General features: G+C 70.9%; 21 protein-coding genes and 1 pseudogene. 7 read left to right on the top strand and 15 right to left on the bottom strand.

The genetic code is table 11. The features are described 5' to 3' along the window. Nucleotides 1–30 precede the first annotated feature (30 nt). The gene (locus tag RM1_RS19230) at nucleotides 31–1,308 is read right to left on the bottom strand and encodes a uracil-xanthine permease family protein (RefSeq protein WP_072753323.1); all 1,278 of its coding nucleotides are present in this window, start codon (nucleotides 1,306–1,308) and stop codon (nucleotides 31–33) included. A 149-nt stretch (nucleotides 1,309–1,457) separates the two neighbouring features. Between RM1_RS19230 and RM1_RS19225 the strand changes: the two are divergent. After that, a pseudogene (locus RM1_RS19225) lies at nucleotides 1,458–2,057 on the top strand (pyridoxamine 5'-phosphate oxidase family protein); the annotation flags it as partial. A 323-nt stretch (nucleotides 2,058–2,380) separates the two neighbouring features. Here RM1_RS19225 and RM1_RS19220 read toward each other — a convergent pair. Both RM1_RS19220 and RM1_RS19215 read right to left on the bottom strand, forming a co-directional pair. Further along, complete coding sequence (locus tag RM1_RS19220) at nucleotides 2,381–3,391, bottom strand: PHP domain-containing protein (protein ID WP_072753346.1); 1,011 nt, start codon at nucleotides 3,389–3,391, stop codon at nucleotides 2,381–2,383. A 32-nt stretch (nucleotides 3,392–3,423) separates the two neighbouring features. Beyond that, nucleotides 3,424–5,088, bottom strand: a complete 1,665-nt coding sequence (locus RM1_RS19215) for a putative PEP-binding protein (protein WP_072753322.1) — start codon at nucleotides 5,086–5,088, stop codon at nucleotides 3,424–3,426. A gap of 207 nt (nucleotides 5,089–5,295) precedes the next feature. Here RM1_RS19215 and RM1_RS19210 point away from each other — a divergent pair, with 207 nt between their 5' ends. Genes RM1_RS19210 through RM1_RS19195 form a run of 4 tightly spaced genes read left to right on the top strand, consistent with a single transcriptional unit; the run spans nucleotide 5,296 to nucleotide 9,451 of the window. Continuing rightward, nucleotides 5,296–6,057, top strand: coding sequence for a DeoR/GlpR family DNA-binding transcription regulator (locus RM1_RS19210; RefSeq protein WP_072753321.1), 762 nt, complete (start codon nucleotides 5,296–5,298; stop codon nucleotides 6,055–6,057). After that, nucleotides 6,054–7,109 carry a 1-phosphofructokinase family hexose kinase gene (locus RM1_RS19205; protein WP_083576838.1) on the top strand — a complete coding sequence of 352 codons (1,056 nt, stop codon included), beginning with the start codon at nucleotides 6,054–6,056 and terminating at the stop codon, nucleotides 7,107–7,109. Before RM1_RS19210 ends, RM1_RS19205 begins: the two co-directional genes overlap by 4 nt. Nucleotides 7,110–7,118: 9 nt before the next feature. Then, nucleotides 7,119–9,158: a PTS fructose transporter subunit IIABC gene (locus RM1_RS19200; RefSeq protein ID WP_072753320.1), complete on the top strand. Its 2,040-nt coding sequence runs from the start codon at nucleotides 7,119–7,121 to the stop codon at nucleotides 9,156–9,158. 35 nt (nucleotides 9,159–9,193) lie between these two features. Next, on the top strand, nucleotides 9,194–9,451 hold the full coding sequence (locus RM1_RS19195; protein ID WP_072753319.1) for an HPr family phosphocarrier protein: 258 nt from the start codon (nucleotides 9,194–9,196) through the stop codon (nucleotides 9,449–9,451). Nucleotides 9,452–9,483: 32 nt separating this feature from the next. Here RM1_RS19195 and RM1_RS19190 read toward each other — a convergent pair whose 3' ends face one another. The 8 genes from RM1_RS19190 to RM1_RS19155 all read right to left on the bottom strand — a co-directional run bounded on the left by RM1_RS19190 (nucleotide 9,484) and on the right by RM1_RS19155 (nucleotide 17,762). Continuing rightward, complete coding sequence (locus tag RM1_RS19190; protein ID WP_072753318.1) at nucleotides 9,484–10,542, bottom strand: beta-ketoacyl-ACP synthase 3; 1,059 nt, start codon at nucleotides 10,540–10,542, stop codon at nucleotides 9,484–9,486. Nucleotides 10,543–10,661: 119 nt separating this feature from the next. Then, nucleotides 10,662–11,717 carry a hypothetical protein gene (locus RM1_RS19185; protein ID WP_072753317.1) on the bottom strand — a complete coding sequence of 352 codons (1,056 nt, stop codon included), beginning with the start codon at nucleotides 11,715–11,717 and terminating at the stop codon, nucleotides 10,662–10,664. Next, nucleotides 11,710–12,657 carry a hypothetical protein gene (locus tag RM1_RS19180; protein WP_245816474.1) on the bottom strand — a complete coding sequence of 316 codons (948 nt, stop codon included), beginning with the start codon at nucleotides 12,655–12,657 and terminating at the stop codon, nucleotides 11,710–11,712. The genes RM1_RS19185 and RM1_RS19180 overlap by 8 nt, the downstream gene beginning before the upstream one ends. Before the next feature lie 86 nt (nucleotides 12,658–12,743). Next, nucleotides 12,744–14,243 (bottom strand): GTPase HflX, encoded by a 1,500-nt coding sequence (hflX, locus tag RM1_RS19175; RefSeq protein WP_083576842.1) that lies wholly within the window; start codon nucleotides 14,241–14,243, stop codon nucleotides 12,744–12,746. A 45-nt stretch (nucleotides 14,244–14,288) separates the two neighbouring features. Continuing rightward, entirely contained in the window at nucleotides 14,289–15,158 is an 870-nt protein-coding gene (gene dapF / locus RM1_RS19170) for a diaminopimelate epimerase (RefSeq protein WP_072753344.1), read from the bottom strand. 134 nt (nucleotides 15,159–15,292) lie between these two features. Further along, nucleotides 15,293–16,138: a TrmH family RNA methyltransferase gene (locus RM1_RS19165; RefSeq protein ID WP_072753315.1), complete on the bottom strand. Its 846-nt coding sequence runs from the start codon at nucleotides 16,136–16,138 to the stop codon at nucleotides 15,293–15,295. Next, nucleotides 16,135–17,046, bottom strand: coding sequence for a tRNA (adenosine(37)-N6)-dimethylallyltransferase MiaA (gene miaA, locus RM1_RS19160; protein ID WP_037175383.1), 912 nt, complete (start codon nucleotides 17,044–17,046; stop codon nucleotides 16,135–16,137). The genes RM1_RS19165 and miaA overlap by 4 nt, the downstream gene beginning before the upstream one ends. 2 nt (nucleotides 17,047–17,048) lie before the next feature. Beyond that, nucleotides 17,049–17,762: a class III extradiol ring-cleavage dioxygenase family protein gene (locus RM1_RS19155; RefSeq protein ID WP_072753314.1), complete on the bottom strand. Its 714-nt coding sequence runs from the start codon at nucleotides 17,760–17,762 to the stop codon at nucleotides 17,049–17,051. A 161-nt stretch (nucleotides 17,763–17,923) separates the two neighbouring features. Here RM1_RS19155 and RM1_RS19150 point away from each other — a divergent pair, with 161 nt between their 5' ends. Then, the gene (locus RM1_RS19150) at nucleotides 17,924–19,279 is read left to right on the top strand and encodes a DUF349 domain-containing protein (protein ID WP_072753313.1); all 1,356 of its coding nucleotides are present in this window, start codon (nucleotides 17,924–17,926) and stop codon (nucleotides 19,277–19,279) included. Here the strand turns inward: RM1_RS19150 and RM1_RS19145 are convergent. Genes RM1_RS19145 through RM1_RS19130 form a run of 4 tightly spaced genes read right to left on the bottom strand, consistent with a single transcriptional unit; the run spans nucleotide 19,276 to nucleotide 22,925 of the window. Next, nucleotides 19,276–20,259 (bottom strand): tellurite resistance/C4-dicarboxylate transporter family protein, encoded by a 984-nt coding sequence (locus RM1_RS19145; RefSeq protein WP_072753312.1) that lies wholly within the window; start codon nucleotides 20,257–20,259, stop codon nucleotides 19,276–19,278. The genes RM1_RS19150 and RM1_RS19145 overlap by 4 nt on opposite strands. A gap of 54 nt (nucleotides 20,260–20,313) precedes the next feature. Next, a complete protein-coding gene (locus RM1_RS19140; protein WP_092667699.1) occupies nucleotides 20,314–20,889 on the bottom strand; it encodes an Rv2732c family membrane protein in 576 nt (191 codons plus the stop codon). Then, the gene (miaB, locus tag RM1_RS19135; protein WP_072753310.1) at nucleotides 20,886–22,436 is read right to left on the bottom strand and encodes a tRNA (N6-isopentenyl adenosine(37)-C2)-methylthiotransferase MiaB; all 1,551 of its coding nucleotides are present in this window, start codon (nucleotides 22,434–22,436) and stop codon (nucleotides 20,886–20,888) included. The genes RM1_RS19140 and miaB overlap by 4 nt, the downstream gene beginning before the upstream one ends. Before the next feature lie 57 nt (nucleotides 22,437–22,493). After that, on the bottom strand, nucleotides 22,494–22,925 hold the full coding sequence (locus RM1_RS19130; protein ID WP_072753309.1) for a group III truncated hemoglobin: 432 nt from the start codon (nucleotides 22,923–22,925) through the stop codon (nucleotides 22,494–22,496). A gap of 166 nt (nucleotides 22,926–23,091) precedes the next feature. Between RM1_RS19130 and RM1_RS19125 the strand changes: the two genes are divergently transcribed. Then, on the top strand, nucleotides 23,092–23,820 hold the full coding sequence (locus tag RM1_RS19125; RefSeq protein ID WP_092667709.1) for an amino acid ABC transporter ATP-binding protein: 729 nt from the start codon (nucleotides 23,092–23,094) through the stop codon (nucleotides 23,818–23,820). Nucleotides 23,821–23,864 lie beyond the last annotated feature (44 nt).

Here is a 23,864-nt window from a genome sequence, read left to right as displayed (position 1 = left end):
CAGCGAACCAGGCCGGCGGCGGCGAGCAGGTCACCGCCGCAGCCGCGCCAACGCCCGCATCAGCGGGTATCCGACGAGGATTCCGACCGAGCCCCACGCGATGCCGCCGAGCTCGACCGAGCCGACCATGAGGGTGAGGTTTCCGATGCCCGCCACCAGCGCCGCGGCGACCACCGTGAGATTCACCGGATCCGTGAAGTCGACCTTGGCCTCCATCCAGATCCGCACGCCGAGGATCCCGATGAGCCCGTACAGCACCAGGGTTGCACCGCCGATCACACCGTCGGGCACGGTGAACACGAGGGCACCGAACTTCGGCGAGAACGCGAGCACGATCGCTGTCGCCGCCGCCACCCAGTAGGCGGCCGTGGAGTACACCCTGGTCGCCGCCATCACGCCGATGTTCTCCGCATACGTGGTGGTGCCCGACCCGCCGCCCGCGCCTGCGAGGGTGGTGGCAAGCCCGTCCGCGAAGAGCGCGTCGCCCGCGACGTCGTCGAGCGACCGGCCGGTCATCGCCGCGACCGCCTTGACGTGACCGACGTTCTCCGCGATCAGCACGATCACCACCGGGAGCGCCAGCGCGATCGCCGACCATTGGAAACTCGGCCCGCGCAGGTGCGGCAAGCCGACCCAGGCCGCCTCACGCAGCGCGTCCACCCGCTCGGTCGACAGGCCACCGGTCGCCGCGGCGAACACCCACCCGATCACGACGCCGACGAGGATTCCCAGCCGGCCGAGCAGGCCCGGTCCGGCCGCGGTGACGACCAGGATCGCGACGAGGGTGACGGCCGCGATCAGCGGCTGGGCCTGGAAGGAGCCGACCGCTGCAGGCGCGAGGTTCAATCCGATCAGCATGACAACGGCACCGGTCACCACCGGCGGCATCACGGCGTCGAGCACCCTGGCGCCCGCGAGCTTGACCACGATTCCCACCAACATCAGCACGACACCGACGGCCAGCACCGCGCCGAGCTGCGCCGCAGGTCCGTCGGCCGCGGAGGCGGTGAGCGGAGCGATGAAGGCGAACGACGAACCCAGGTAGCTCGGAATCCGACCCCTGGTGATGACGAGGAACAACACCGTGCCGATGCCCGAGAACAAGAGCGTGGTCGTCACCGGGAATCCGGTGATCGTCGGCACGAGCAATGTCGCGCCGAACATCGCGATCACGTGCTGCATGCCGATCCCGACCGTGCGGGGCCACGACAGCCGCTCGTCGGGTGCAACGACGGCACCGTCCGCGATCCTCTTGCCGTCGCCGTGCATCTGCCAGCCGAATCGAGATCCACCGGCGCCCGTCGTCATCTCCTGTTCAGCCACGGGGGCCAATTCTAGGTCGCGACACCGCATTCGCGCCCACGGGGACGAAACGGTGCGATCGATCGGCCCCTCGGCTAGCGTTACCGCGCATGAACGGGCCAGCTGGTCCGTGACTTCCGTTCCCGAGGAGTTCCATGTCTATTCGTCCCACTTTGGGGAGTGTTGGCGAACATGAACTGCAGAACGAATTCGGCACCACAGAACGTGCCGAGCGGTTCTATTCCGATCAGATGCTCAATCACCTGAACCCGACAATGATCGAGTTCGTGGCCCGGCAGGAAATGGCGTTCGTCGCGACCGCCGATTCACACGGAGAATGCGATTCCACATTCAGGGCGGGTGAACCGGGTTTCATCCACGTCATCGACCCGCGGACCATCGCGTATCCGGAGTATCGCGGAAATGGGGTGATGGCCAGCCTCGGCAACATCAGGGAGAACCCACATGTCGGGATCCTGATGATGGATTTCGTCCGAGATCTGATCGGTCTCCATGTCAACGGCTCGGCTCGCATCGTCGAGGATGTCGACTTGCGCGCCCAGCTGGCCGACCTGCCCGATGCGCACGCCAAGGGCCGCACCCCCGAGCGCTGGGTGGTCGTGGACGTCGAAGAGGCATACATCCACTGCCGCAAGCACATTCCACGGATGGAGCCCGTCGACCGGGATCGCTCCTGGGGCACCGACGATGTTCGCCGCAAGGGCGGCGACTACTTCGACGCGAAGGACACCCCGCACGAACTACCGGAGCCGGTCGCACCCGCCGCGGAAATCCCGGTCGAGCCGGCGAAGGCGCCCGCGCGGAAGCGGACAGCGAAGAAGGCGGCGGCCACCAAGACCCCGGCCACCAAGTCTCCGGCCAAGAAGACGCCGGCGGCCAAGACACCAGCCAAGAAGGCCGCCGCACGAAAGGCCGCTCCGCGCAAGGCGGTCGCCGCGACATCGGCCACCTCACGGACCCCGGTGAAGAAGAGCGTCGCCCAGAAGACCACTGCCGCACGCACTCCGGCCAAACGGGCCGCCGCTTCGGAGCCGACCGTCGAGGAGTGACCGAGGAACTACTGTCGGGTCCAGGCGATCAGGTCGTCGGCGGTCCAGGTGTTTATCACCCGGTCGGCCTCGACCCCGGCCGCCTGAGCGCGCTCGCAGCCGTAACCCTGGAAATCGAGCTGGCCGGGCGCGTGCGCGTCGGTGTCGATCGCGAACAGGCAGTCTCGTTCGAGCGCCAGCTCGATCAGGCGCGCGGGCGGATCACGACGCTCGGGCCTGCTGTTGATCTCGACCGCCGTGCCGAACTGGCGGCAGGCCTCGAACACGACCTCCGCGTTGAACTTCGACTCCGGCCTGGTCCCCCGGGCGCCCTCGACCAGCCTGCCGGTGCAGTGCCCGAGCACGTCCACGTGCGGGCTCGCGACGGCCCGCACCATCCGCCTGGTCATCGCATCGGGCTCCATCGCGAGCTTCGAGTGCACGCTCGCGACCACGATGTCGAGCTCGGCGAGCAGCTCCTCCTCCTGGTCAAGGGAACCGTCCTCGAGGATGTCCACCTCGATCCCGGCCAGGATTCGGAACGGCGCGAGTTCCGAGTTCAGCTCCGCGATCACCTCGAGCTGACGGCGCAACCGGTCCGCGGAGAGTCCGTTCGCCACCGTCAGCCGCGGCGAATGGTCGGTCAGCGCGCAGTACTCGTGCCCGACCATGGCGGCGCGGCGCATCATCTCCCCGATGGGGCTGCCGCCGTCGGACCAGTCCGAGTGCGTGTGCAGGTCGCCGCGTAGCGCCGCGAGCAGCGCCCGCCCACCCTCCCCGATCTGGACCGCCTTCGACCTCACCTCCACCAGGTAGGCGGGCACTCCACCTGCGTACGCCTCCGAGATCACCGCGGACGTCTTCGGCCCGATCCCGCTCAGCGCGGCCCAGGTGCCGGTGCGGCCCAACCGGTCTCGCTGCTCCGGTGTCAGCGCCTCGACGATGTCGGCGGCCCGGCGATACGCCTTGACGCGGTGCGTCTCGGCCCGGGAACGCTCGAGCCAGTATGCGATCTCACGCAATGCCTCGACCGGGTCCATCACCTCATCCTGGGCCATCTCCCCCTCCTCGGCTACCCCCTCAGGATCTCCGTCGCCCGCGCCCGTGCGGACTGCGGGTCGGTCGCACCGAGCGCCGCCTCCGCCGCGTCACGGCACCGCGCGAGGTCCACCTCGGACAGCGCGGACCCCGTCGCCGCGACCGCCGACGCCGCCATCGACAGCGAGGTGATGCCGAATCCGGCCAACACGCAGGCGAGCAATGGGTCGGCGGCCGCCTCACCGCACACCCCGACCGGCTTGCCGACCCTCGCGCCGTCGGCGGCGGTCCGGGCCACCAGAGCCAGCACCGCGGGCTGCCAAGGGTCGCTCAGCGCGGCCAACGGCGCGGACAGCCGGTCCGCGGCCATCGTGTACTGGGTCAGGTCGTTGGTGCCGAGCGAGAGGAAGTCGACGTGCTCGAGCATCCGGTCGGCGAGCAGCGCCGCCGCGGGCACCTCGACCATCACCCCGGGCACCAGGTCGCGGTCCCGGACGGCCGCAGCGAACTCCGCAGCCTCGGCGACGGTCGCGATCATCGGGGCCATCACCAGCACCGACGCCGTGCACTGCCGCGCCGCCACGGCAATCGCATCCAGTTGCCGGTCCAGGATCCCGGGATTCTCCGCGGCGATCCGGTAACCGCGTACGCCGAGCGCCGGGTTGGGTTCATCCGTCGGACCGGCGAATTTCAGTGGCTTGTCGGAACCGGCGTCGAGGGTGCGGATCACGACCTTGCAGCCGGCGAACGCGTCGAGCACCTCGCGGTAGATCGCTGCCTGGTCCTCCACGGCGGGCTCGGTGTCGCGGTCCAGGAACGCGAGTTCCGTGCGGAACAGGCCGACGCCCTCGGCCGCCGACGCCGCGGCGGACCGGGCACCGGCGCCGTCCTGCACGTTCGCCAGCACCGCCACCGGGTGGCCGTCACGGGTGCGCCCGGGACCCGTCCACGACTCGGTGCGGCGCCGGACCTCTGCGGCGCGGGCGACCTCGGCCGCGGCCTGGTCGGGCGCAGGCTCGATCGTCACCCTCCCGTTGCCACCGTCCACCAGGACCGGGGTTCCGACACCCACCTCGTCGAGCGCTGCCACCCCGACGACGCAGGCGATACCGAGCTGCCGGGCGATGATCGCGGTGTGGCTGGTAGGGCCGCCGAGAGTGGTCGCGATTCCCAGGACCAGGGTCGGATCGAGGATGGCGGTGTCCGCCGGGGCCAGGTCCCGGGCCAGCAAGATCGACGGCACCGCCGGAGTCGGAATGCCAGGTTCGGGGGCGCCGAGCAGTTCGGCGACCACCCGGTCCCGCACGTCGAGCAGGTCGGTCACCCGTTCGGCCATCAGCCCGCCCAGCTTGGTGAAGACGGCAGCGAACTGCTCGGTGGCGGCGGCCGCGGCGGCCTCGGCGCCCGCGCCTGCGTCGACGAGCGTCCCGGCGGCGCCGAGCCAGCCGCGGTCGGTCGCCAGCGTGGCCGTCGCCCGCAACACCTCCGCGCCCGCGCCCGCTGCGGCGTCGGCCCGGGCCAGCAGCCGCGCCGACACCACCTCGACAGCCCTGAGGAACCGCTGCTTCTCGGCCAGCCGGTCGGCTTCGGGCAGGTCGGCGCCGCGGACCGGAATCGCGGGCCGGGCGCCGGGCCTGATCACCGGGCCGTAGCCGACACCCGGCACCACCGGCGTCCCGACCAGGGCCGCCGCCGGCATACCCGGCGCATCTACGCCGCCGCCCACCTGCGACGGGACGCTTCCTACCCCGGTCCCGCTCATGTTCACTCCTCGGCTCGAATTCGTTTATGACGCTCGTGCCCCTCGACACAAGCACTGTGATGAGGATTACTCCAGAGCATTGACATGTCAACACATACAGGCGTAAAACAACATAAACAAACATTGTTTCGGGCAGGAGGCCACATGTACGCGGAAGAGCGACAGCAGGCGATCGCGGGGCTCATCGGCCAACGCGGTCGGGTCTCGGTCGCCGACCTCGCTGACGCCTACGAGGTGACCACGGAGACCGTCCGCCGCGACCTCGCGGCACTCGACCGGCTCGGCCTGATCCGCCGGGTGCACGGCGGCGCCGTGTCCGCCTCCGCCATCACTCTCGGCGAGACCGGCCTGACCGAGCGCGAGCACAGCCACGCGCAGGCGAAGAACCGGATCGCCGCCGCCGCCCTGGCCTACCTGCCGCCTCAGGGTGGCAGCGTCGTCCTGGACGCGGGCACCACTACGGCCCGGATCGCACCGCTGCTCCCTGCCGAGCGCGAGCTGACGGTGGTCACCAACTCGATTCCCGTCGCCACTCGGTGTGCGGGGCAGCAGAGCCTGCAGGTGCTCGGCGGCCGGGTCCGCGGGATCACCCAGGCGGTGGTCGGGGACCAGGCCGTCGCCACCCTCACCGACCTGCGCGTCGACGTCGCCTTCGTCGGGACGAACGCCCTGACCGTGGACCACGGGTTGTCGACGCCGGACCTGGACGAGGCCGCCGTCAAGCGGGCCCTGGTGCGCTGCGCCAACCTCGTGGTGGTGGTCGCCGACTCGAGCAAGATCGGTCGGGAGGACCTGGTGAGGTTCGCCCCCGTCGACGCCGTCGACGTGCTGGTCACGGACACCGACCTCGACCCGAGCGCCCGCACCGAACTCGAGGCTCACGGCATCGAGGTGGTACTCGCATGATTGTCACCCTGACGGCCAACCCCAGCCTCGACAGCACCGTCGAGCTGGCCACCCGCCTCGAGCGTGGCGCGGTACACCGCGCCACGGCCACCAGCACAGACCCTGGCGGTAAAGGCGTCAACGTCGCCCGGGTGGTCGCCGCGGCGCACTCCCCGACCGTCGCGATCCTGCCCGCCCGTGTCGACGACCCGCTGGTCGCTGCGCTCGCCGACCAGGGCATCGCGAACTGCGTGGTGCCCACCGCCGGCCCGGTCCGCGGCAACCTGACGATCACGGAGCCGGACGGCACCACAACCAAGCTCAACGAGCCGGGCCATCCACTCGACGCCGCCATGCTCGGTGCGCTCACGCGACTGCTCACCGAGCACGCCGATCACGCCCGGTGGATCGCACTGTGCGGCTCGCTCCCACCCGGCGCCCCGGACGACTGGTACGGCCAGCTGGTGCGGTCGCTGCGGTCGATGCCCTGTGCGATCGCCGTGGACACCTCCGACGTTCCGTTGCGCGCCCTCGCCGCGGGTTTCCCCGACACCGCTCCCGACCTGGTGAAGCCGAATGCCGAGGAGCTGGCCCAGCTGACCGGCTGCGACGCCGCCGCGCTCGAGGCCGCCGCAGCAGCCGGGGACCCGAGCCCGACCGTCCGGGCCGCACTGACCCTGCTGGACCTGGGGGTCGGCGCGGTGCTGGCCACCCTCGGATCCGGGGGTGCGGTCCTGGTGACCACCGCGGGCGCGTGGTTCGCCCGGGCCCCGCGCATCACGCCCCGCAGCACCGTCGGCGCGGGCGACGCCTCGCTCGCCGGCTACCTGCTCGCAACCGTCGCCGGTGACGACCCGGCACGGGCCCTGCAGCTCGCGGTGGCCTACGGCACCGCGGCCGCCGGCCTGCCCGGCACCGCGCTCCCCCGGCCCGACCAGATCGACCGCGACGCCGTCACCGTCACCGCGCTGGATGTCTCGAACCCCAGTCCGCGGCACCCGGACACCGACAACCCCCGTCCCGACACCGCCTCGCCATCCACCACGGTCGCCGTCCCGGCCGCCGAGTACTGAGGACCCGACATGTCCACTCCCACCACCGATTCCCCGGCGATCATCACCACCGAGCTGATCGCGCTCGACGCCGACCTGGGCGCCGACACCGGGGCCGTCATCGAATCGCTCGCGACCCTGCTCGCCGACGCAGGCCGCGCCACCGGGGCCGCCGCCCTGCGTGATGCGGCACTGGCCCGCGAAGCGCAGTCCGCGACCGGGCTGCCCGGCGGCATCGCCATCCCGCACTGCCGATCCGCGGCCGTCACCACCGCCTCCCTCGGGTTCGCACGCCTGGACCCAAAGGTCGACTTCGGCGCGCCGGACGGTCCCGCCGACCTGGTCTTCCTCATCGCCGCTCCCGAGGGCGCGGGCGCCGAGCACATGAAACTACTATCCGGCCTGGCCCGCGCGCTGGTGCGGCCCGAGTTCGTCGCGTCACTGCGCTCGGCCCCGGACGCCGGCGCCGTCGTGACGCTGGTGCACGAGGCGCTCGGCCTCGAAGTGCCGGGGCAGGACGCTCCGACCGCCGACTCCGCCCCTGCCGCACCGGCTTCCGCTGCCGACTCCGAGTCGACGGCCGCCGAGCGCTACGTGGTCGCGGTCACCGCCTGCCCGACCGGCATCGCGCACACATACATGGCCGCCGACTCCCTGGTCGCGGCGGGCGAGCGGGCGTCGGTACCGGTGCAGGTGGAGACACAGGGCTCGAGCGGCGGCACGTCGCTGAACCCCGAGGTGATCGCCGGCGCCTCCGCCGTGATCTTCGCGACCGACGTCGGGGTCAAGGGCCGCGAACGTTTCGCGGGCAAACCCGTCGTCGCGTCCGGCGTCAAGCGCGCCATCAACGAGCCCGACGCCATGCTCGCCGAGGCGATCCGAGCCGCCGATGACCCGTCCGCGGCCCGGGTCGCCGGCAGCGCCGTTGGCACGGACACCGCCGGGGCGTCAGCGGACGTCGGCTGGGGCACCCGGCTGCGGCAGATCCTGCTGACCGGCGTGAGCTACATGATCCCGTTCGTCGCCGCGGGCGGCCTGCTGATCGCGCTCGGCTTCCTGTTCGGCGGGTACGAGATCTCCGACAGCGCGAAGGACATCGTCCTCGGCAACTCGCTGTGGGACCTGCCCGACGGTGGGCTCGGCACATATCTCGGCGCCGTCCTGTTCCAGCTCGGGTCGCTGGCCTTCAACTTCCTCGTCCCGGCTCTTGCCGGGTACATCGCCTTCGCCATCGCCGACCGGCCCGGCCTCGCACCGGGCTTCACCGCGGGCGCGGTCGCGGTGTTCGTCGGCGCCGGCTTCATCGGCGGCCTGGTCGGCGGCCTGATCGCAGGCTTCGCGGCACTGTGGATCGGCCGGCTCCGGGCACCGCAGGTGCTGCGCGGCCTGATGCCGGTGGTTGTCATCCCGCTGTTCGCCACCCTGGCCGTCGGCGCGTTGATGTTCATGGTGCTCGGCCGGCCGTTGGCCGCGATCACGAGCGGCCTGACCAACTGGCTGAACGGTCTCTCCGGCAGCTCCGCCGTGGCGCTGGGCATCATCCTCGGCCTGATGATGTGCTTCGACCTCGGTGGCCCGGTCAACAAGGCGGCCTACGCGTTCGCGGTCGCCGGGCTCAGCGTCACCGACCCGGCCACCCTGCGGATCATGGCCGCGGTGATGGCCGCAGGCATGGTGCCGCCACTGGCGATGGCACTGGCATCCACCGTGCGTCCCGGCCTGTTCAGCGAGGCCGAGCGGGAGAACGGCAAAGCCGCCTGGTTCCTCGGCGCCGCATTCATCTCCGAGGGCGCCATCCCGTTCGCCGCCGCGGACCCGCTACGGGTGATCCCGTCCATGATGGCCGGGGGCGCGGCGACCGGGGCCCTGGTGATGGCCACCGATGTCACCCTCGGCGCACCACACGGCGGACTGTTCGTGCTGTTCGCGATCGGCAACATCGCCTGGTTCCTGATCTCGATCGCCGCGGGCACGGTCGTCGCCGCCACCGCCGTGGTCCTGGCAAAACAGTTCATCCGTCCGCGTACGGCCGCCCCAGCCGAACCCGAGCTCGTCACCGCACCAGCGTGACGCCATCACACTCACATCCACCGAAAGGACACACCATGCCCAGCACCACCGTCGCCGTCGGATCGTCGATCGGACTGCACGCCCGCCCCGCCGCCGTGATCGCCGACGCGGTCAGTTCCGGGGGAATCCCCGTCACGCTCGCGGTGGCGGGTGGTGAACCGGTCGATGCCGGATCCGCCCTGATGATCATGACGCTCGGCGCAACGCAAGGCGTCGAGGTGATCGTGACCAGTGACGACGCCGATTCCGTTGCGATCGTCGCGAAGCTGGTCGCCGCAGACCTCGACGCCTGAGCGTCGTCACCGGTTCAGCGCGTCCGTGTGAGTCAGAAGCTCGTTTCGACGGGCACGGGCGGCAACGTGACGACCTGGCCCGCGTAGCTCAGTCCGGCGCCGAAGCCGAGCAGCAGTGCGAGCTGGCCGCCCTTCGCCTTGCCCGCCACCAGCATCTCCTCCATCGCGAGCGGAATCGACGCGGCGGAGGTGTTGCCGGTGTTCTCGATGTCGTTGGCGACCGGCACGTCGTCCCCGAGGCCCAGGTTCTTCTTCATCAGGTCGTTGATCCGGGCATTGGCCTGGTGCGGGACGAAGACCTCGATGTCCTCGATCGCGACACCGGACTCCGACAGGATGCTGCCGAGCGCCTTGGGCAGGGTGATCGCCGCCCACCGGAACACGCGCGGCCCCTCCATCGACACCACCATGCGGCCGACCTGCTCGCCGTCCGGGCCCTCCGCCTGCAGGGACTGCGCACGGTCCATGTACGCGGGGATGTCGTAGTTCTGGCTGATGGCGGCGGAGTTCTCGCCGTCGCTACCCCACACCGTCGGCGAGATGCCGTTCCGCTCGCTTGGGCCGACCACAACCGCGCCAGCGCCGTCACCGAAGATGAAGGCGGTGTTGCGGTCGGTCGGTTCCATCACCACGGACATGGTCTCGACACCGATGACCAGGACGTACTCGGCGGACCCGGACCGGATCATGTCGGTGGCCACGCCGAGCCCGTAGCCGAAGCCGCCGCAGCCGGAGGCCAGGTCGAATGCCGCGATGCCGTTGATCCCCAGCTCGTGTGCCACCTGCGGGGCACCGTGCGGGATCTTCGTCTTCCAGCTCCCGGTGGCGAGGATCAGCGCGCCGATCTGCTCCTTGTCGATGCCGCTGTTCTTGATCGCGCGCTCCGCCGCGGCCACGGCCATCGACTTCGCGGTCTCGTCCCCGCTGATCCAACGGCGGTTGCGGATGCCGCTGCGCTCGTAGATCCACTCGTCCGACGAATCGAGGACCTCGCACACCTCGGCGTTGCTGACGATCCGCTCGGGCCGGTAGGCGCCGATCCCGAGCAGTGACACGTTCTCGTGCCCCTTCTTGACCGCAATGTTGAACATCTGGTGCTTGCCCTTCGCCGCTGTGACATGTGCCCACCTTCGGCGGGCGTGAGAAACTGCCCGCCCTCCGGCGGGTACGTGAACCGCATGGAGCCTACCGATGAGAACCCGACAGCTGTTCAGTTCCGCCGACGCCGCGAGCGGGCCCACCACCACAGCGCGCCGCCGACACCGACCACGAGCCCCGCGCCGACGCCCGCAGCGATCAACGCCCCTTGGTCCACCTGCAGTGCGATCCCGACCTCCCCGTCCGTTGGGGTGACCAGACCCGTCGCCCCGTACAGGACCCGTATCGGTGGCAGCGGTCCGCCGTTCGCCTCGGACGCACTGAGCAGGTCCCCTGCCGGGGTGAAGGCGATGGCCTCGCCCTGTGGCTGGTCCGGCATCGGCACCCGGATCGGTTCGGCGCCGGTCAGCGCCGCCACGATGTCGCCGTCCGGCGCCGGGTACAAGTACACGTCGGTGTAGGTGCGCAGCGCCACCACCGTGCCGTCCTCGCTGACCGCGCCGCCGGTGATCATGGTCGAACCCGCGAACGGGACCGGGCCGCCCGGCGTCTCGGTTGGCTCGAATGCGATCTGCCCCAACCGCTCCAACGCGGTCGGTCCCGGGCTCGGCAACTGCTCGGCGCGCAGTGCGCCTGCTGGCCGATAGATGCCGCTCGCTCCGAACAGCTCCTTCGTCACCAGCACCGGGACCCCGTCCCTGCCCAGGAGGATCGCCTCGGCGTCGTGGGCGCCGTCCGGGTAGGTGAGCCGGCGCAACGTGCCCGCGCCGGTGACGGTGTCCATGTCGGTCAGCGCGACGGTGGTCCGCGCACCGGCGTTGTCGCCGGTGTCCGAGAGCCACAGCCGCCCGTCGGCCTGCGCGAGGTCCTCCACGTCGAAGGGGTCGACGGGCAGGGGCAACGTGCCGATCACCCGACACTGATCGTCGAGAACCCGGACCGAATCGTCCGTCCCGCTGTCGGCGGCCGCGTAGATCCCGTCATCGGTTGCCGCCAGACCGGACAACTCCTCCAGCGCAGAATCCGTTGGAGTGCAGAGGTTCTCGAACTCGGCTTCGACCACCTCGATCGAACCGGGGGCCGAGCTCGGCTGGGCCGACGCGGGCGCCGCGGTGAGGGCGGCAGAAGCCAGGACGGTGACGGCCACCGCCGCGAGGCGGCTACGCACCGAGGTCGACCAGTGCGGTGGCGCCGCGGAGCACCTGGATCGGCGCCAGCGGACCGCCGTTCGCCTCGGACGCGCTGAGCAGGTCGCCGTCCGGGGTGAAGGCGATGGCCTCCCCCTGCGGCTGGTTCGGCATCGGGACCCGCACCGGCGTGCGGGTCAGCGCAGCGGCGATGTCGCCGTCGGGCGCCGGGTAGAGGTAGACGTCCGTGTAGGTGCGCACCGCGACGACCCGGCCGTCGGCACTGACCGCGCCGCCGGTCACCAGGATCGACCCCGCGACGGGCATGGGGCTGCCGGGGGTGTCGCTGGGCGCGTAGGCGATCTGCCCGATGCGCTCCATCGGCGCCGGGCCCGGGCCGAGCTGGTCGAGGGTCGCGCCGCCTGCCGGGCGGTAGATGCCGCTGGCCGCGAGGATCTCCTTGGTGACGATCACCGGCCGCCCGTCGCTGCCGACCAGCAGCGTCTCCGCATCGTGCGGGCCGTCCGGGTAGGTGAGCCGGTGCATCGAGCCGGCCCCGGTGACGGGATCCAGATCGGTCAGCGACACCTGCTGGCGGACCCTGTTGTTGTCGCCGGTGTCCGAGAGCCAGAGCCGGCCGCCCGCCATCGCCATGTCCTCGACATCGACCGGGGTCGGCGGCACGGCCACCGTGCCGGTCACCCGGCAGTCGTCGTCGAGCACCCACACCTCGTCGTCGGTGCCGCTGTCCCCGATCGCGTAGATCTTGTCGCCGGTGGAGACCAGTCCGGAGATCTCCGCGAGCCCGGGATCGATTGGGGTGCAGAGCGTCTCGAAGCGCGCGTCCGACGCGACGGAACCCGATGAGGACCCTGCGGAGCCGGTGGGCCCGCTCGGCCCCGGCGCGGCCCCAGCAGGGGCCGCGGCGACAACCGCCGACCCGACCACAGCCAGCGCGAGGCCCGCCAGCCGGCTACGCACGGGCGCGCCCGGCAGATCCGGCCGCGGTGCCCGCGACATCGAGACAGGCAGCAGCGCCCCGTTCCATCATGTCCATTCCCGTCCGGTCAGGCGCTGTGTCGGTACTCCCGGAGTGCGGAGGCCAGCGCCTCCGGCACCTTCGCGCGCACCAGTGTGCCTTCCGCCTCGTGCGAGGACCCGAGAATTCGTCCATCCGCGTGGATGCGGGCCACCAGGTCGCCGCGGGTGTACGGCACCAGCACGGTGACCTCCACCTCCGGCGCCTTCACGATCTCCGCGAGCCGCTCCCGCAGCTCGGCGATCCCCTCGCCGGTCCGCGCGGAGACGAACACCGCCCCGGGCAGGAGCCCCCGCAACTGGGTGAGCGTCACCGGGTCTGCGGCATCGATCTTGTTGACCACCAACAATTCCGGCGGCGCGGGCGAGTCGGTCTCGCGGAGCACCTCGGTGACCACCTCGCGAACCGCCTTGATCTGGTCGGTCGGCAACGGATCGGATCCGTCGACGACGTGCAGCAGCAGGTCGGCGTCGGCGACCTCCTCCAGCGTCGACCGGAAGGCCTCGACCAGCTGCGTCGGCAGGTGCCGCACGAACCCGACGGTGTCGGTCAGCACGTACTGGCGACCGTCCTCGAACTCGGCCTTGCGGGTGGTCGGATCGAGGGTGGCGAAGAGTGCGTTCTGCACCAGCACGCCGGCGCCGGTGAGCGAATTGAGCAGGCTGGACTTGCCTGCGTTGGTGTATCCGATGATCGCGACCGAGGGCACCTCGTTGCGCAGCCGCCTGGTGCGCTTGGTGTCACGGGCGCCCTTCATCTCCTTGATCTCGCGACGCAGCTTCGCCATCCGCTCGCGGATCCGGCGACGGTCGGTCTCGATCTTGGTCTCGCCGGGTCCTCGCGTTCCCACACCGCCGTCCTTGCCCGCACGGCCGCCTGCCTGCCGGGACATCGACTCACCCCAGCCGCGCAGCCGCGGCAGCATGTACTGCATCTGCGCGAGCGCGACCTGCGCCTTGCCCTCGCTGGAGGTGGCGTGCTGGGCGAAGATGTCGAGGATCAGCGCGGTCCGGTCGATGACCTTGACCTTGACGACCTTCTCCAGCGCGGTGAGCTGGGCCGGGGTCAGCTCACCGTCGGCGATGACCGTGTCGGCTCCCGTTGCGAGCACCACCTCGCGCAGCTCGTTGGCCTTGCCCGAGCCGATGTAGGTGGCCGCGTCGGGCTTGTCGCGCCGCTGCACGAGCCCCTCCAGCACCTCCGAACCCGCGGTCTCGGCGAGCGCTGCCAGCTCGGCCATGCTGGCCTCGGCCTGAGCGACGGTGCCCTGGGTCCAGACGCCGACCAGCACCACCCTTTCGAGGCGGAGCTGTCGGTACTCGACCTCGGTGATGTCGGTGAGCTCGGTGGACAGTCCGGCGACCCTGCGCAGCGCAGCGCGCTCGTCCAACTGCATCTCGCCGACCGACGGGTCGTGGCCCGTCCAGCCCGTGTCGTGGTCGCCGGCGTCGTGGTCATCGGCGCCGTGCTGATCGGCGTCGAGGTGATCGAGGATCGGTGTCTTGGTGATACGCGGTGATTTCGTCATACAGGACCCATGGTCCCACGACCGACCCTCCTGGTGCACGTGCATTTAGGCGAGCGCGTTCCACCAGTCGTCGTCGATGCGCCCGGAACCGACCAGTACCGACGGACCCCGCAGTTCGGCCGCGCCGTCGCGCACCGCGACCAGGACCTCGCCACCCGGCACCCGCACCCGGACCTCGCCCTCCTCGCGCCCGTCGGCCCGCAGCGCCGCAGCGGCGGCCGCGACGGTGCCGGTGCCGCAGGATCGTGTCTCGCCGACCCCCCGCTCGTAAACGCGCATGTCGACGACGCCGTCGACCAGCGGGGTGAGGATCTCGATGTTCACCCCGTGCGGGAAGAAGTCCGCCGCAAACTGAGGCGCCGCGGTCAGGTCGAGCGCGGCGAGCTTGTCGGCGGTGAGCGAGTCCTCGACGCAGGCCAGGTGCGGATTGCCCACGTCGATGCCGAGCCCGGTGAACGTCTGACCGCCAACGGTTGCACTGGAGGTCCCGAGCTCGGTGACCGTGCCCATCCCGACGCTCACGTCGGCCGTCCATCCGTCGCAGCTGTGCACGACGACGGGCCTGGCGCCGGCGCGGCTGCCGACCACGAACTCGGCCGCTCCCTCGAGGCCGGTGGCCCGGAGATAGTGCGCGAACACCCGGACCCCGTTGCCGCACATCTCGGCGATCGAACCGTCGCCGTTGCGGTAGTCCATGAACCAGTCGTCGTCTCCGACGCCCTCGGGCAGCGCGTCGAGGACGCCTGCCGCGCGCAGGGCACCCGCCCTGGCGACCCGCAGGACGCCGTCGGCGCCGAGTCCACGACGACGGTCGCACAGCGCGGCCACCCGATCGGCGCGCAGGTCCAGCCGCGCGTCGAGATCCGGCAGCACCACGAAGTCGTTCTCCGTGCCGTGGCCCTTGCTGAATTCCATGCCGATCATGCTACCGAGCGGCGGGTACGGTTCGCCGACCCCGGCGAACAGCGCCATCCGCGCGGCGAGCCGGCCCGCGAGGGCTGCCGCCGACCCATCCGGACGCGACGTCCAGTCCGAATCCCACTCGTCGCTCATCGACGCTGCCTCGCAATCTCGTAGAGGCAGACCGCGCCCGCGCTCGGTGCACCGAGTGAGCTGGCCGCGCCGCCGATCGGAATGTTCACGGTGACATCGCATGCCGTGCGCCAGGATGCGCTCATCCCGCGGGTCTCGTTCCCGATGACCAGGATCGTGCCCCCGGTGAAGTCGTGCTCGAAGATCGCCACGTCGCCTGCCTCGTCGGTGCCGACGATCCGCAGGTCGGTGCCGCCGTCACGGACCCGCGCCCGGTAGGCCAGTACCTCGTCCGCATCGGCGACCGTCAGCACGGGCACCGCGAACAGCGAACCCGTCGAGGCGCGCACGCACTGCGGGTCGTAGGGATCGGCCGCGTGGCCTGCGACGATCACCGCGTCAGCACCGAAGGCGTTGGCCGACCGGATGAGGGTGCCCAGGTTGCCAGGCGAGGACGGCCGGTCGAACACCACGAGCAGGGGCGACGCACCGCTGAGGGCGAGCGAACCCAGCCCGCGGTGTCGCTGCTTCGCGACCGCGATCAGCTCGGGCGAGGCGTCCTTCTCCCCCAGCTCCGCCATGAGTTCGCCACTGACGCCGACCTTCTCGTGCTGCCAACCGTCGAGCACCCCGCGGGCCCATGACGAGAGCTGAGGTCCGTCGATGCGGTAGAGCAGCGCCTCCAACGGCCAGTCGTGCTCGATCGCGAGCGTCAGCGGTCGCACACCCTGGATCAGGAACCGCGCCGACTTCGTCCGCTTGGCGCGGGTGTTCAGGTACGACTCCCACTGCTGAAAGCGCGCATTGCGCACCGTGACCCGCGCGTCGCGGGCCGCGAGTCTGCTCACCGGCTTCTTGCTCACTGGCTCCCCACAATCGTCATTGCTCTAGAGATCACATCGCGGTCGCCGCCGTCTAGCCAGTGCACCCGCTGATCGCGACGGAACCAGGAACGCTGCCTGCGGACGTATCGCCTGGTCCCGATCAGGGTCCGCTCCCTGGCCTGCTCCATGTCGTACTCACCGTCGAGCGCGGCCAGCACCTGGGCGTAGCCGATGGCCCGCGGGGCCGTCACACCCTCGCGCAGCCCCACCTCGATCAGGCCGAGCACCTCCTCGACGAGCCCGCCCTCGAACATCAACCGGGTGCGCAGCCCGATTCGTTCATCGAGCTCCGCGGTGTCGCGATCCACACCGAGAATAACGGTCCCCCAACGCGGTTCGCCGATCGCGGGGGCGGATGCGGCGAACGGCCTGCCGGTGAGCTCGACGACCTCGAGGGCCCGCACCATCCGCCTGCCGTCGGTCGGCAGGATCGTGGCGGCCGCCTCGGGGTCCGCCTTGAGGAGTTCCGCGTGCACCCCCGCAACACCGCGCTCCGCGAGCACCGCCTCCCAGCGCGCCCGAACCGTTGCATCGGTTGCGGGGAACGACCAGTCGTCGAGCAACGACTGCACGTACATCATCGAACCGCCGACGATGATCGGCACCGCGCCGCGGCCTGCGATCGCCTCGACGTCCGCCCTGGCCGAACTCTGATAGTTCGCGACGGTGGCCGTCTCGGTGACATCGAGCACGTCGAGCTGGTGGTGCGGGATGCCGCGGCGCTGGTCCGGTGGCAGCTTGGCGGTGCCGATGTCCATGCCGCGGTACTGCTGCATGGCGTCGATGTTGACGATCTCGCCGCCGAGCCGCTCCGCGAGGTCGAGCCCGAGGTCCGACTTGCCGGTCGCGGTCGGGCCGACCACCGCGATCGGTACGGGCGTACGCACGGTCACGGCAACCACATGCCGACGTGGTAGCCGACGCCGTAGGGCGCGCCACGGTAGTAGGTCCGGCACTCGCTCGGTTCGCCACCGAACAGCCCCGCGAGCACCTGCCAGGCCGCACGCCCCTCGATCCCGATGTCGAGGCAGGCCACCGGATCGAGTTCCGCCAGGTACTCGGCGTCTCCCGAATCCAGTGCCCGGTCCAGTTCGGCCTGGGCCTCGGGTGCCCGCTCGTCGAACGAGCCCGGCGCCTTGGCCGTCAACGTCCTGGCACCGTCGGCGATCACCAGCACGCCGTGGGGCTGCGGGTCGGCCTCGAGGCGATCACGCAGCCGGGTGCCGAGCTCGGCGCAGTACACAGGCGAGGTGTCCTCGGCCACGATGATCGCGTCCACCACGGTCTCGGTCGGGGCCGCGGCGCGCAGCCAGCCGGCGATCAGCGCGGCCAGCGGAAGCTCCGGGTCCGGACCCGAAGCGGCAGGCGACAGCGCGACCCGCACGTCCGCCCCGTAGCCGCGGAAGGTCCCCGCCGCGGTCGCCGGGATCTCGCATTCCGTGCGTCCGACGCCGATCGCGGTCCAGCGCGTCGCCAACGCGCCGAGCCGGGCGGCCACGCCCCTCGAAGCCACCCGCAGCTCGTCCGTCTCCGCCGCCGCGCCGCCCGCCAACTCGGGTATCAGCAGGGGTGGCGAGGGGACGAGAGCCGCGGCGGTGAACACACTGGGCAACGGTAGTCGACGGCGGAATCCCCGACTTCGGGGTCTGACCTGTTTCAATAGTCCTGGCCACTTGCAGCGGGTTGAATGGAACCCACACGTACGAGTGGCACCGAGACCTACGACGCACCGGCAGCCGTGACGCGCGGCAGAGATGAGGAGTCATGACCGACAGCAGCGCACCCAAGCCAGGCGCCCCCAAGCCCGGAGCACCCAAGCCCGGAGCACCGAAGCCCGGCGCGATCAAGCCGTCGGCCGCAGGACCCGCCCCCGCCGTGACGCATCCGCCGACCCTGGCACCGCCGAGCGACCCCAGCCTCTTCGGCCGGGTGGACGAGGACGGCACCGCCTGGGTCAAGACCGCCGAGGGCGAGCGCCAGATCGGTTCCTGGCAGGCCGGTGACGCGGCCGAGGGCCTGGCCCACTTCGGTCGCCGTTACGACGACCTGGCCACCGAGGTCGCCTTGCTGGAGGCCCGGCTCGCCTCGGGTGCAGGCGATGCGAAGAAGACCAAGGCCGCCGCCGTCGCGCTCGCGGAGTCGCTGCCGACGGCCGCGGTCATCGGCGACGTCGACGCACTCGCGCGCAGGCTGGACGTGATCGTCGCGGAGTCCGACCAGGCCGCCGCGGCCGCGAAGGTCGAACGCGAGCACGAGCGGGAGGAGCACACCCACCGCAAGGAGGAGCTCGCCGCCGAGGCCGAGCAGATCGGCGCCGAGTCCACCCAGTGGAAGGCCGCGGGCGATCGGCTGCGCGAGATCCTCGAGGAGTGGAAGACGATCCGCGGGGTGGACCGCAAGGTCGACGACGCGCTCTGGAAGCGGTACTCGAAGGCCAGGGAGGCGTTCAACCGGCGTCGTGGCGCGCATTTCGCGGAACTCGACCGCGACCGCGCCTCCGCGAAGGTCGTCAAGGAGGAGCTCGTCGTCCGTGCGGAGGCCCTGTCGGACTCCACCGATTGGGGCCCGACCGCGGGGGCCTTCCGCGACCTGCTGACCGAATGGAAGGCAGCTGGGCGGGCGCCACGCGATGCCGACGACGCCCTGTGGAAGCGGTTCAAGGGCGCCCAGGACGTGTTCTTCGCGGCCCGCAACGCCGCCGCATCGGAGCGCGATGCCGAGTTCGACGAGAACGCCACCGCGAAGGAGGCGTTGCTGCGCGAGTACGCGGACATCGATCCCGACAAGGACCTCGAGTCCGCACGCACCGCCCTGCGCGAGCTGCAGGACAAGTGGGACGCCATCGGGAAGGTGCCGCGCGAGCGCATGCACGATCTCGAGGGCAAGCTGCGCGCGATCGAGAAGCAGGTGCGCGACGCCGTCGATTCCCAGTGGCGCCGGACCGATCCCGAGGCGATGGCCAGGGCCGCCCAGTTCCGCGAGCGGGTCGCCCAGTTCGAGGACCAGGCCGCGAAGGCGACCGCCGCGGGCAAGACCAAGGACGCGGAGAAGGCACTGGCCCAGGCTCAGCAGTGGCGCGAGTGGGCCGAGGCCGCCGAGGGCGCGGTCAACGGTCGCTAGCCTGCCCTGGTGTCCGCGGCTCCCGCGGACACCAGGTGCCGGGCCGAGGCCACCAGCAGGATCACGCACACCGCCACCGCAGGCCAGATCAGCACCAGCCCGATCCATCGGAGCCAGGGCGCTCCGATCGCGGCGGCGACCGTGATCGTTGCCGCGGCGGTCATCCCCATCGGGAACGCGGTCGACCAGCGCCGGACGTCGAATCCGAGCCGGGGCCACCGCATCTCGCAGATCACCAGCGCCACGTACCCGGCGAGGTCAAGGGCCAGGATCACCACGGCGCCGACCCGGATGACGGTGTGCGGCCAGCCGTTCCAGCCTGCCGCGTCCATCGCGACGACGAGCTTGCCCGCAGCGAGAGCGCTGATGGCCAGCCCGCCCGCGCACACCCAGTGGTCACCCGCCCCGACCCTGAACTGCACGAACGAGAAGCGGGCGAAGACCACCGCGTAGGCGATGAGCCCGAGGACGAACACCGCCCCCGAGACCGCGGTCAGGGAAGGCTTGTGCAGCGCGACCGCGAGGGTTGCGCCGAGGACCACCAGTCCCTGCGTCGCCACGCACAGCAGGAAGTGCGCCCCGACGGTCGGTCCGGTCCAGTGACCGATCACCGCGGGCATCAGCGACACCCACACCAGGACGGCCAGGCACAGCGCGAGCACCGCGATTGCCTCCCAGCCGAGCAGGGCGACCCTGGTCCCGAGGACCGTGGTCGCCGCGACCGCGGTGAGGGCGGCCGGGGTGTCGGCCTCCGACTCCCAGCGGGCCCGATCGCCGACGAGCCGCCAGAGGAAGATGCCGACGAGCACCGCCCAGATGCCGATCCCGATGACCAGCCAGATCCTGGAGAACCACTCGATACCCGCCAGATGGAGCGCGACCGAGACGATCCCGGTGGCCATGGCGGCGGCACCGGCGCCCGGCGGCACCGCACTCAGAGCGCGGTCCGCGGCGACTATCTCCTGATGGCGACTGGGCACGGACCCAGCATGACGGCAAGGACGGCGCCGCGCCGGACGATCCGGTCGCGACACTCAGTCCTTCTGGTCGCCCCAGATCGTCCGCTGCTCGGCCTCCGCCGTGCGCTGCCTACGTTCCTGCTCCGCGGCGAGCTGCAGGGAGGTGCGGCTCCAGACCACCTTCAGCCAGTGGAAGGTCAGGACCAGCACCGCGATCCAGCCGAGGATCAGGCCGATGCCCGGCCCGCCGCCCGGGTCGGTCGCGGGCAGCGTCTGCCGCGACCAGATGGCCAGCATGCCGAACACGAAGGCCACCGCGCAGCCCGCCGACGCGACCCAGGCCAGCGCCCAGCGCCGGGTGACCAACGCCAACACGCTCACTCCGACACCGAACACCATGGCCAGCCACACGAACACGCGGGAAGGCAGCGCGATCGACTCCGCGATGGCGGTGTCGTCGCCCGCCAGCACGTCCCACCCGTTCGCGGACCCGGCGTGGGGCAGCATGAACGAGAGCAGCAGCGCCAGCACGGCCACCGCGACGACGACCGCGCGCATCCCGGGGTCGATCTCCCCGGCCACCTTCCGCTCGGCCGCGTCGATGTCCTTGCGGTACTGCTCGATGGGGTCCTCGTGCGCGTCTTTGCTCATGCTCCACATCCGGTTGCGGTTGGCAGCGGCGCGGGCGCGCCGATCTGCGGTAGGCCAAGCCCCACGCCGATGGGCGGCGTCTCGGGGGTGATGCCTCGTTCGTGCGAGTCGCCCGCCCTGGTGCGGCGGTGGCTGAGCACAGGGCCGTCGGCGATCAGGTGGTGCGGGGCGGCGCCGGTGATCGTCGCGGTGATCACGTCGCCGGGGCGGACGTCGCAGTCGAGCCTGCCCTCCGGGCGGAAGTGCACGAGCCTGCCGTCGCGGGCGCGGCCGCTCATCCTCTGGGTCGCCTCGTTCTTGCGGCCCTCGCCCGCGGCGACGAGCAGCTCGACCTCGGCACCCAGCAGCTTCTGGTTCTCCTCGAGGGTGATCTGCTCCTGCAGCGCGATCAGCCGGTCATAGCGTTCCTGGACGACCGCCTTCGACAGCTGGCCCTCCATCTCGGCGGCAGGGGTACCGGGCCGCTTGGAGTACTGGAAGGTGAAGGCGCTGGTGAAGCGGGCCTGCCGGACCACGTCGAGGGTCTCCTGGAAGTCCTCCTCGGTCTCCCCGGGGAAGCCGACGATGATGTCGGTGGTGATCGCCGCGTGCGGCATGGCCGCGCGGACCTTCTCGATGATGCCGAGGAACTTGGTCTTGCGGTACGAGCGGCGCATCGCCTTGAGCACGCGGTCGGAGCCCGACTGCAGCGGCATGTGCAGCTGCGGACACACGTTGGGGGTGGTGGCCATCGCCTCGATCACGTCATCGGTGAACTCGGCGGGATGCGGGGAGGTGAAGCGGACCCGCTCGAGTCCCTCGATGTTCCCGCAGGCGCTGAGCAGGGCGGCGAAGGCACCCCGGTCGCGGGGGACCTCGGGGTCGGCGAAGGAGACGCCGTAGGAGTTGACGTTCTGCCCTAGCAGGGTGACCTCGAGGACACCCTCGTCGACCAGGGCCTGGACCTCGGCGAGGATGTCGCCGGGGCGCCGGTCCACCTCCTTGCCGCGCAGGGCGGGCACGATGCAGAACGTGCAGGTGTTGTTGCAGCCGACCGAGATGGACACCCAGCCCGCGTATGCAGACTCACGCTTGGCCGGCAACGTGGACGGGAAGGCCTCGAGGGACTCGAGGATCTCCACCTCGGCCCGCTGGTTGTGGCGGGCACGGTCGAGCAGGGTGGGCAGCGAGCCGATGTTGTGGGTACCGAAGACCACGTCCACCCACGGCGCCTTCTTGACCACGGTCTCGCGGTCCTTCTGCGCCAGGCATCCGCCCACCGCGATCTGCATGCCCGGATGCGAGGCCTTCGTCGGCCGGAGCATGCCGAGGGTGCCGTACAGCTTGTTGTCGGCGTTCTCGCGGACGGCGCAGGTGTTGAACACCAGCAGGTCGGGCTCGGCCCCCGGCGCCGCCTTCGTGTAGCCGGCGTCCTCGAGCAGGCCGGACAGGCGCTCGGAGTCGTGCACGTTCATCTGGCAGCCGAAGGTGCGTACCTCGTAGCTACGCGTCGCCTCGTTGTCGATGTCGCTGTGCGCAGGGGAGGTCTCTCGGTCGATCGTGTCCACGTCAACCAGGGTACGGCCCCGTCAGGGGCCGCTCGCACGCCCACGTTGCCGACCGGCTCACGCCGACGGCGCAGGCCCAGGTATACCCAGCCGCAGTGCCTCCGCCGCCACGCTCGGCAGCCCCGACAACCGCCGGTTCATCGACGTCGCGATCCCCGCGCCCTGGACCTTCGCCCTGTCCGCGTGCGGACCCGCATACATCTCGTCGACGGTCCGGTGCCACAGCTCGAGCCAGCGATCGAAGTGCGCGGCCCCGAAGGGGTGCTGCGAGCGGACCCTCTGGTGCACCCGGAACGCGCTGCCGCGGTAGGTGCCCGTGCCGAACAACACCGTCTCCCAGAAGTCGCACATCACCGGAAGGTGGGACTCGAGGCCCTGCTCGCGCACCTCGGTGAACGGCTCCGCGAGCAGCTCGTCGACCAGGGCCCGGCCGTAGAAACGCCGGAGCAGGGCCTCCACGTCGGCCCGGCAGGTCAGGTCCCCGGTCATGCGCTCTCCTTGCTTCCCCTCGCGTTCGGCCCAGCCAACCTACCGGGGCCACGGCGCGGCGCGGCGCGCAAAGGTCGCGGTGCGCCGTCCCGACCCCCTAGGGTCTTGGGCTATGACGAACGCGGGTGAATCGGGGGCTACGACCTCGGTGGCCGACTCCCCCACCATGATCTCGATGAAGTCGGTCCAGAAACACTTCGGTGACCTGCACGTGCTTCGCGACATCGACCTCGAGGTCCCCACCGGCCAGGTCGTGATCGTGCTCGGCCCCTCGGGGTCCGGCAAGTCCACGCTGTGCCGGACGATCAACCGGCTCGAGCCGATCGACTCGGGAACGATCGCGATCGACGGCAAGGAGTTGCCGGCCGAGGGCCGGGCGCTCGCCGCGCTCCGGGCCGACGTCGGGATGGTGTTCCAGTCCTTCAACCTGTTCGCGCACAAGACGATTCTCGAGAATGTGATGCTCGGGCCGATGAAGGTGCGCAAGAAGAGCAAGGGCGAGGCCAAGGCGCGGGCGACGGAACTGCTCGAACGGGTCGGCATCGCCAACCAGGCGGACAAGTATCCGGCGCAGCTCTCGGGCGGGCAGCAGCAGCGGGTCGCCATCGCGCGAGCGCTCGCGATGAACCCCAAGGTGATGCTGTTCGACGAGCCCACCTCCGCGCTGGATCCCGAGATGGTCAGTGAGGTCCTCGAGGTGATGATCTCGCTGGCCAAGGAGGGCATGACGATGCTCGTGGTCACCCACGAGATGGGGTTCGCGCGCCGCGCGGGCAACCGCGTCCTGTTCATGGCCGACGGCCTGATCGTCGAGGACACCGATCCCGAGACCTTCTTCACCGCACCGGCGACCGACCGCGCCAAGGACTTCCTCGGCAAGATCCTGGGCCACTGAGCCCGGGGCCCTCATCGGGTTCACGGCCTGACCTACCACCCGTC

Origin of the sequence: Rhodococcus maanshanensis NBRC 100610 (assembly GCF_001894865.1) — a bacterium.
Lineage (GTDB): Bacteria > Actinomycetota > Actinomycetes > Mycobacteriales > Mycobacteriaceae > Rhodococcus_G > Rhodococcus_G maanshanensis.
This window is presented reverse-complemented; position numbering and strand designations above follow the sequence as displayed.

Coding starts and splice junctions, on each gene's coding strand:
- RM1_RS19230 (WP_072753323.1), bottom strand. CDS start 1,308: ATGACGACGGGCGCCGGTGGATCTCGATTCGGCTGGCAGATGCACGGC.
- RM1_RS19220 (WP_072753346.1), bottom strand. CDS start 3,391: ATGGACCCGGTCGAGGCATTGCGTGAGATCGCATACTGGCTCGAGCGT.
- RM1_RS19215 (WP_072753322.1), bottom strand. CDS start 5,088: ATGCCGGCGGCGGCCCTGGTCGGGACGCCGGTGGTGCCGGGTGTCGGC.
- RM1_RS19210 (WP_072753321.1), top strand. CDS start 5,296: ATGTACGCGGAAGAGCGACAGCAGGCGATCGCGGGGCTCATCGGCCAA.
- RM1_RS19205 (WP_083576838.1), top strand. CDS start 6,054: ATGATTGTCACCCTGACGGCCAACCCCAGCCTCGACAGCACCGTCGAG.
- RM1_RS19200 (WP_072753320.1), top strand. CDS start 7,119: ATGTCCACTCCCACCACCGATTCCCCGGCGATCATCACCACCGAGCTG.
- RM1_RS19195 (WP_072753319.1), top strand. CDS start 9,194: ATGCCCAGCACCACCGTCGCCGTCGGATCGTCGATCGGACTGCACGCC.
- RM1_RS19190 (WP_072753318.1), bottom strand. CDS start 10,542: ATGTTCAACATTGCGGTCAAGAAGGGGCACGAGAACGTGTCACTGCTC.
- hflX (WP_083576842.1), bottom strand. CDS start 14,243: ATGACGAAATCACCGCGTATCACCAAGACACCGATCCTCGATCACCTC.
- dapF (WP_072753344.1), bottom strand. CDS start 15,158: ATGGAATTCAGCAAGGGCCACGGCACGGAGAACGACTTCGTGGTGCTG.
- RM1_RS19150 (WP_072753313.1), top strand. CDS start 17,924: ATGACCGACAGCAGCGCACCCAAGCCAGGCGCCCCCAAGCCCGGAGCA.
- RM1_RS19140 (WP_092667699.1), bottom strand. CDS start 20,889: ATGAGCAAAGACGCGCACGAGGACCCCATCGAGCAGTACCGCAAGGAC.
- RM1_RS19130 (WP_072753309.1), bottom strand. CDS start 22,925: ATGACCGGGGACCTGACCTGCCGGGCCGACGTGGAGGCCCTGCTCCGG.
- RM1_RS19125 (WP_092667709.1), top strand. CDS start 23,092: ATGATCTCGATGAAGTCGGTCCAGAAACACTTCGGTGACCTGCACGTG.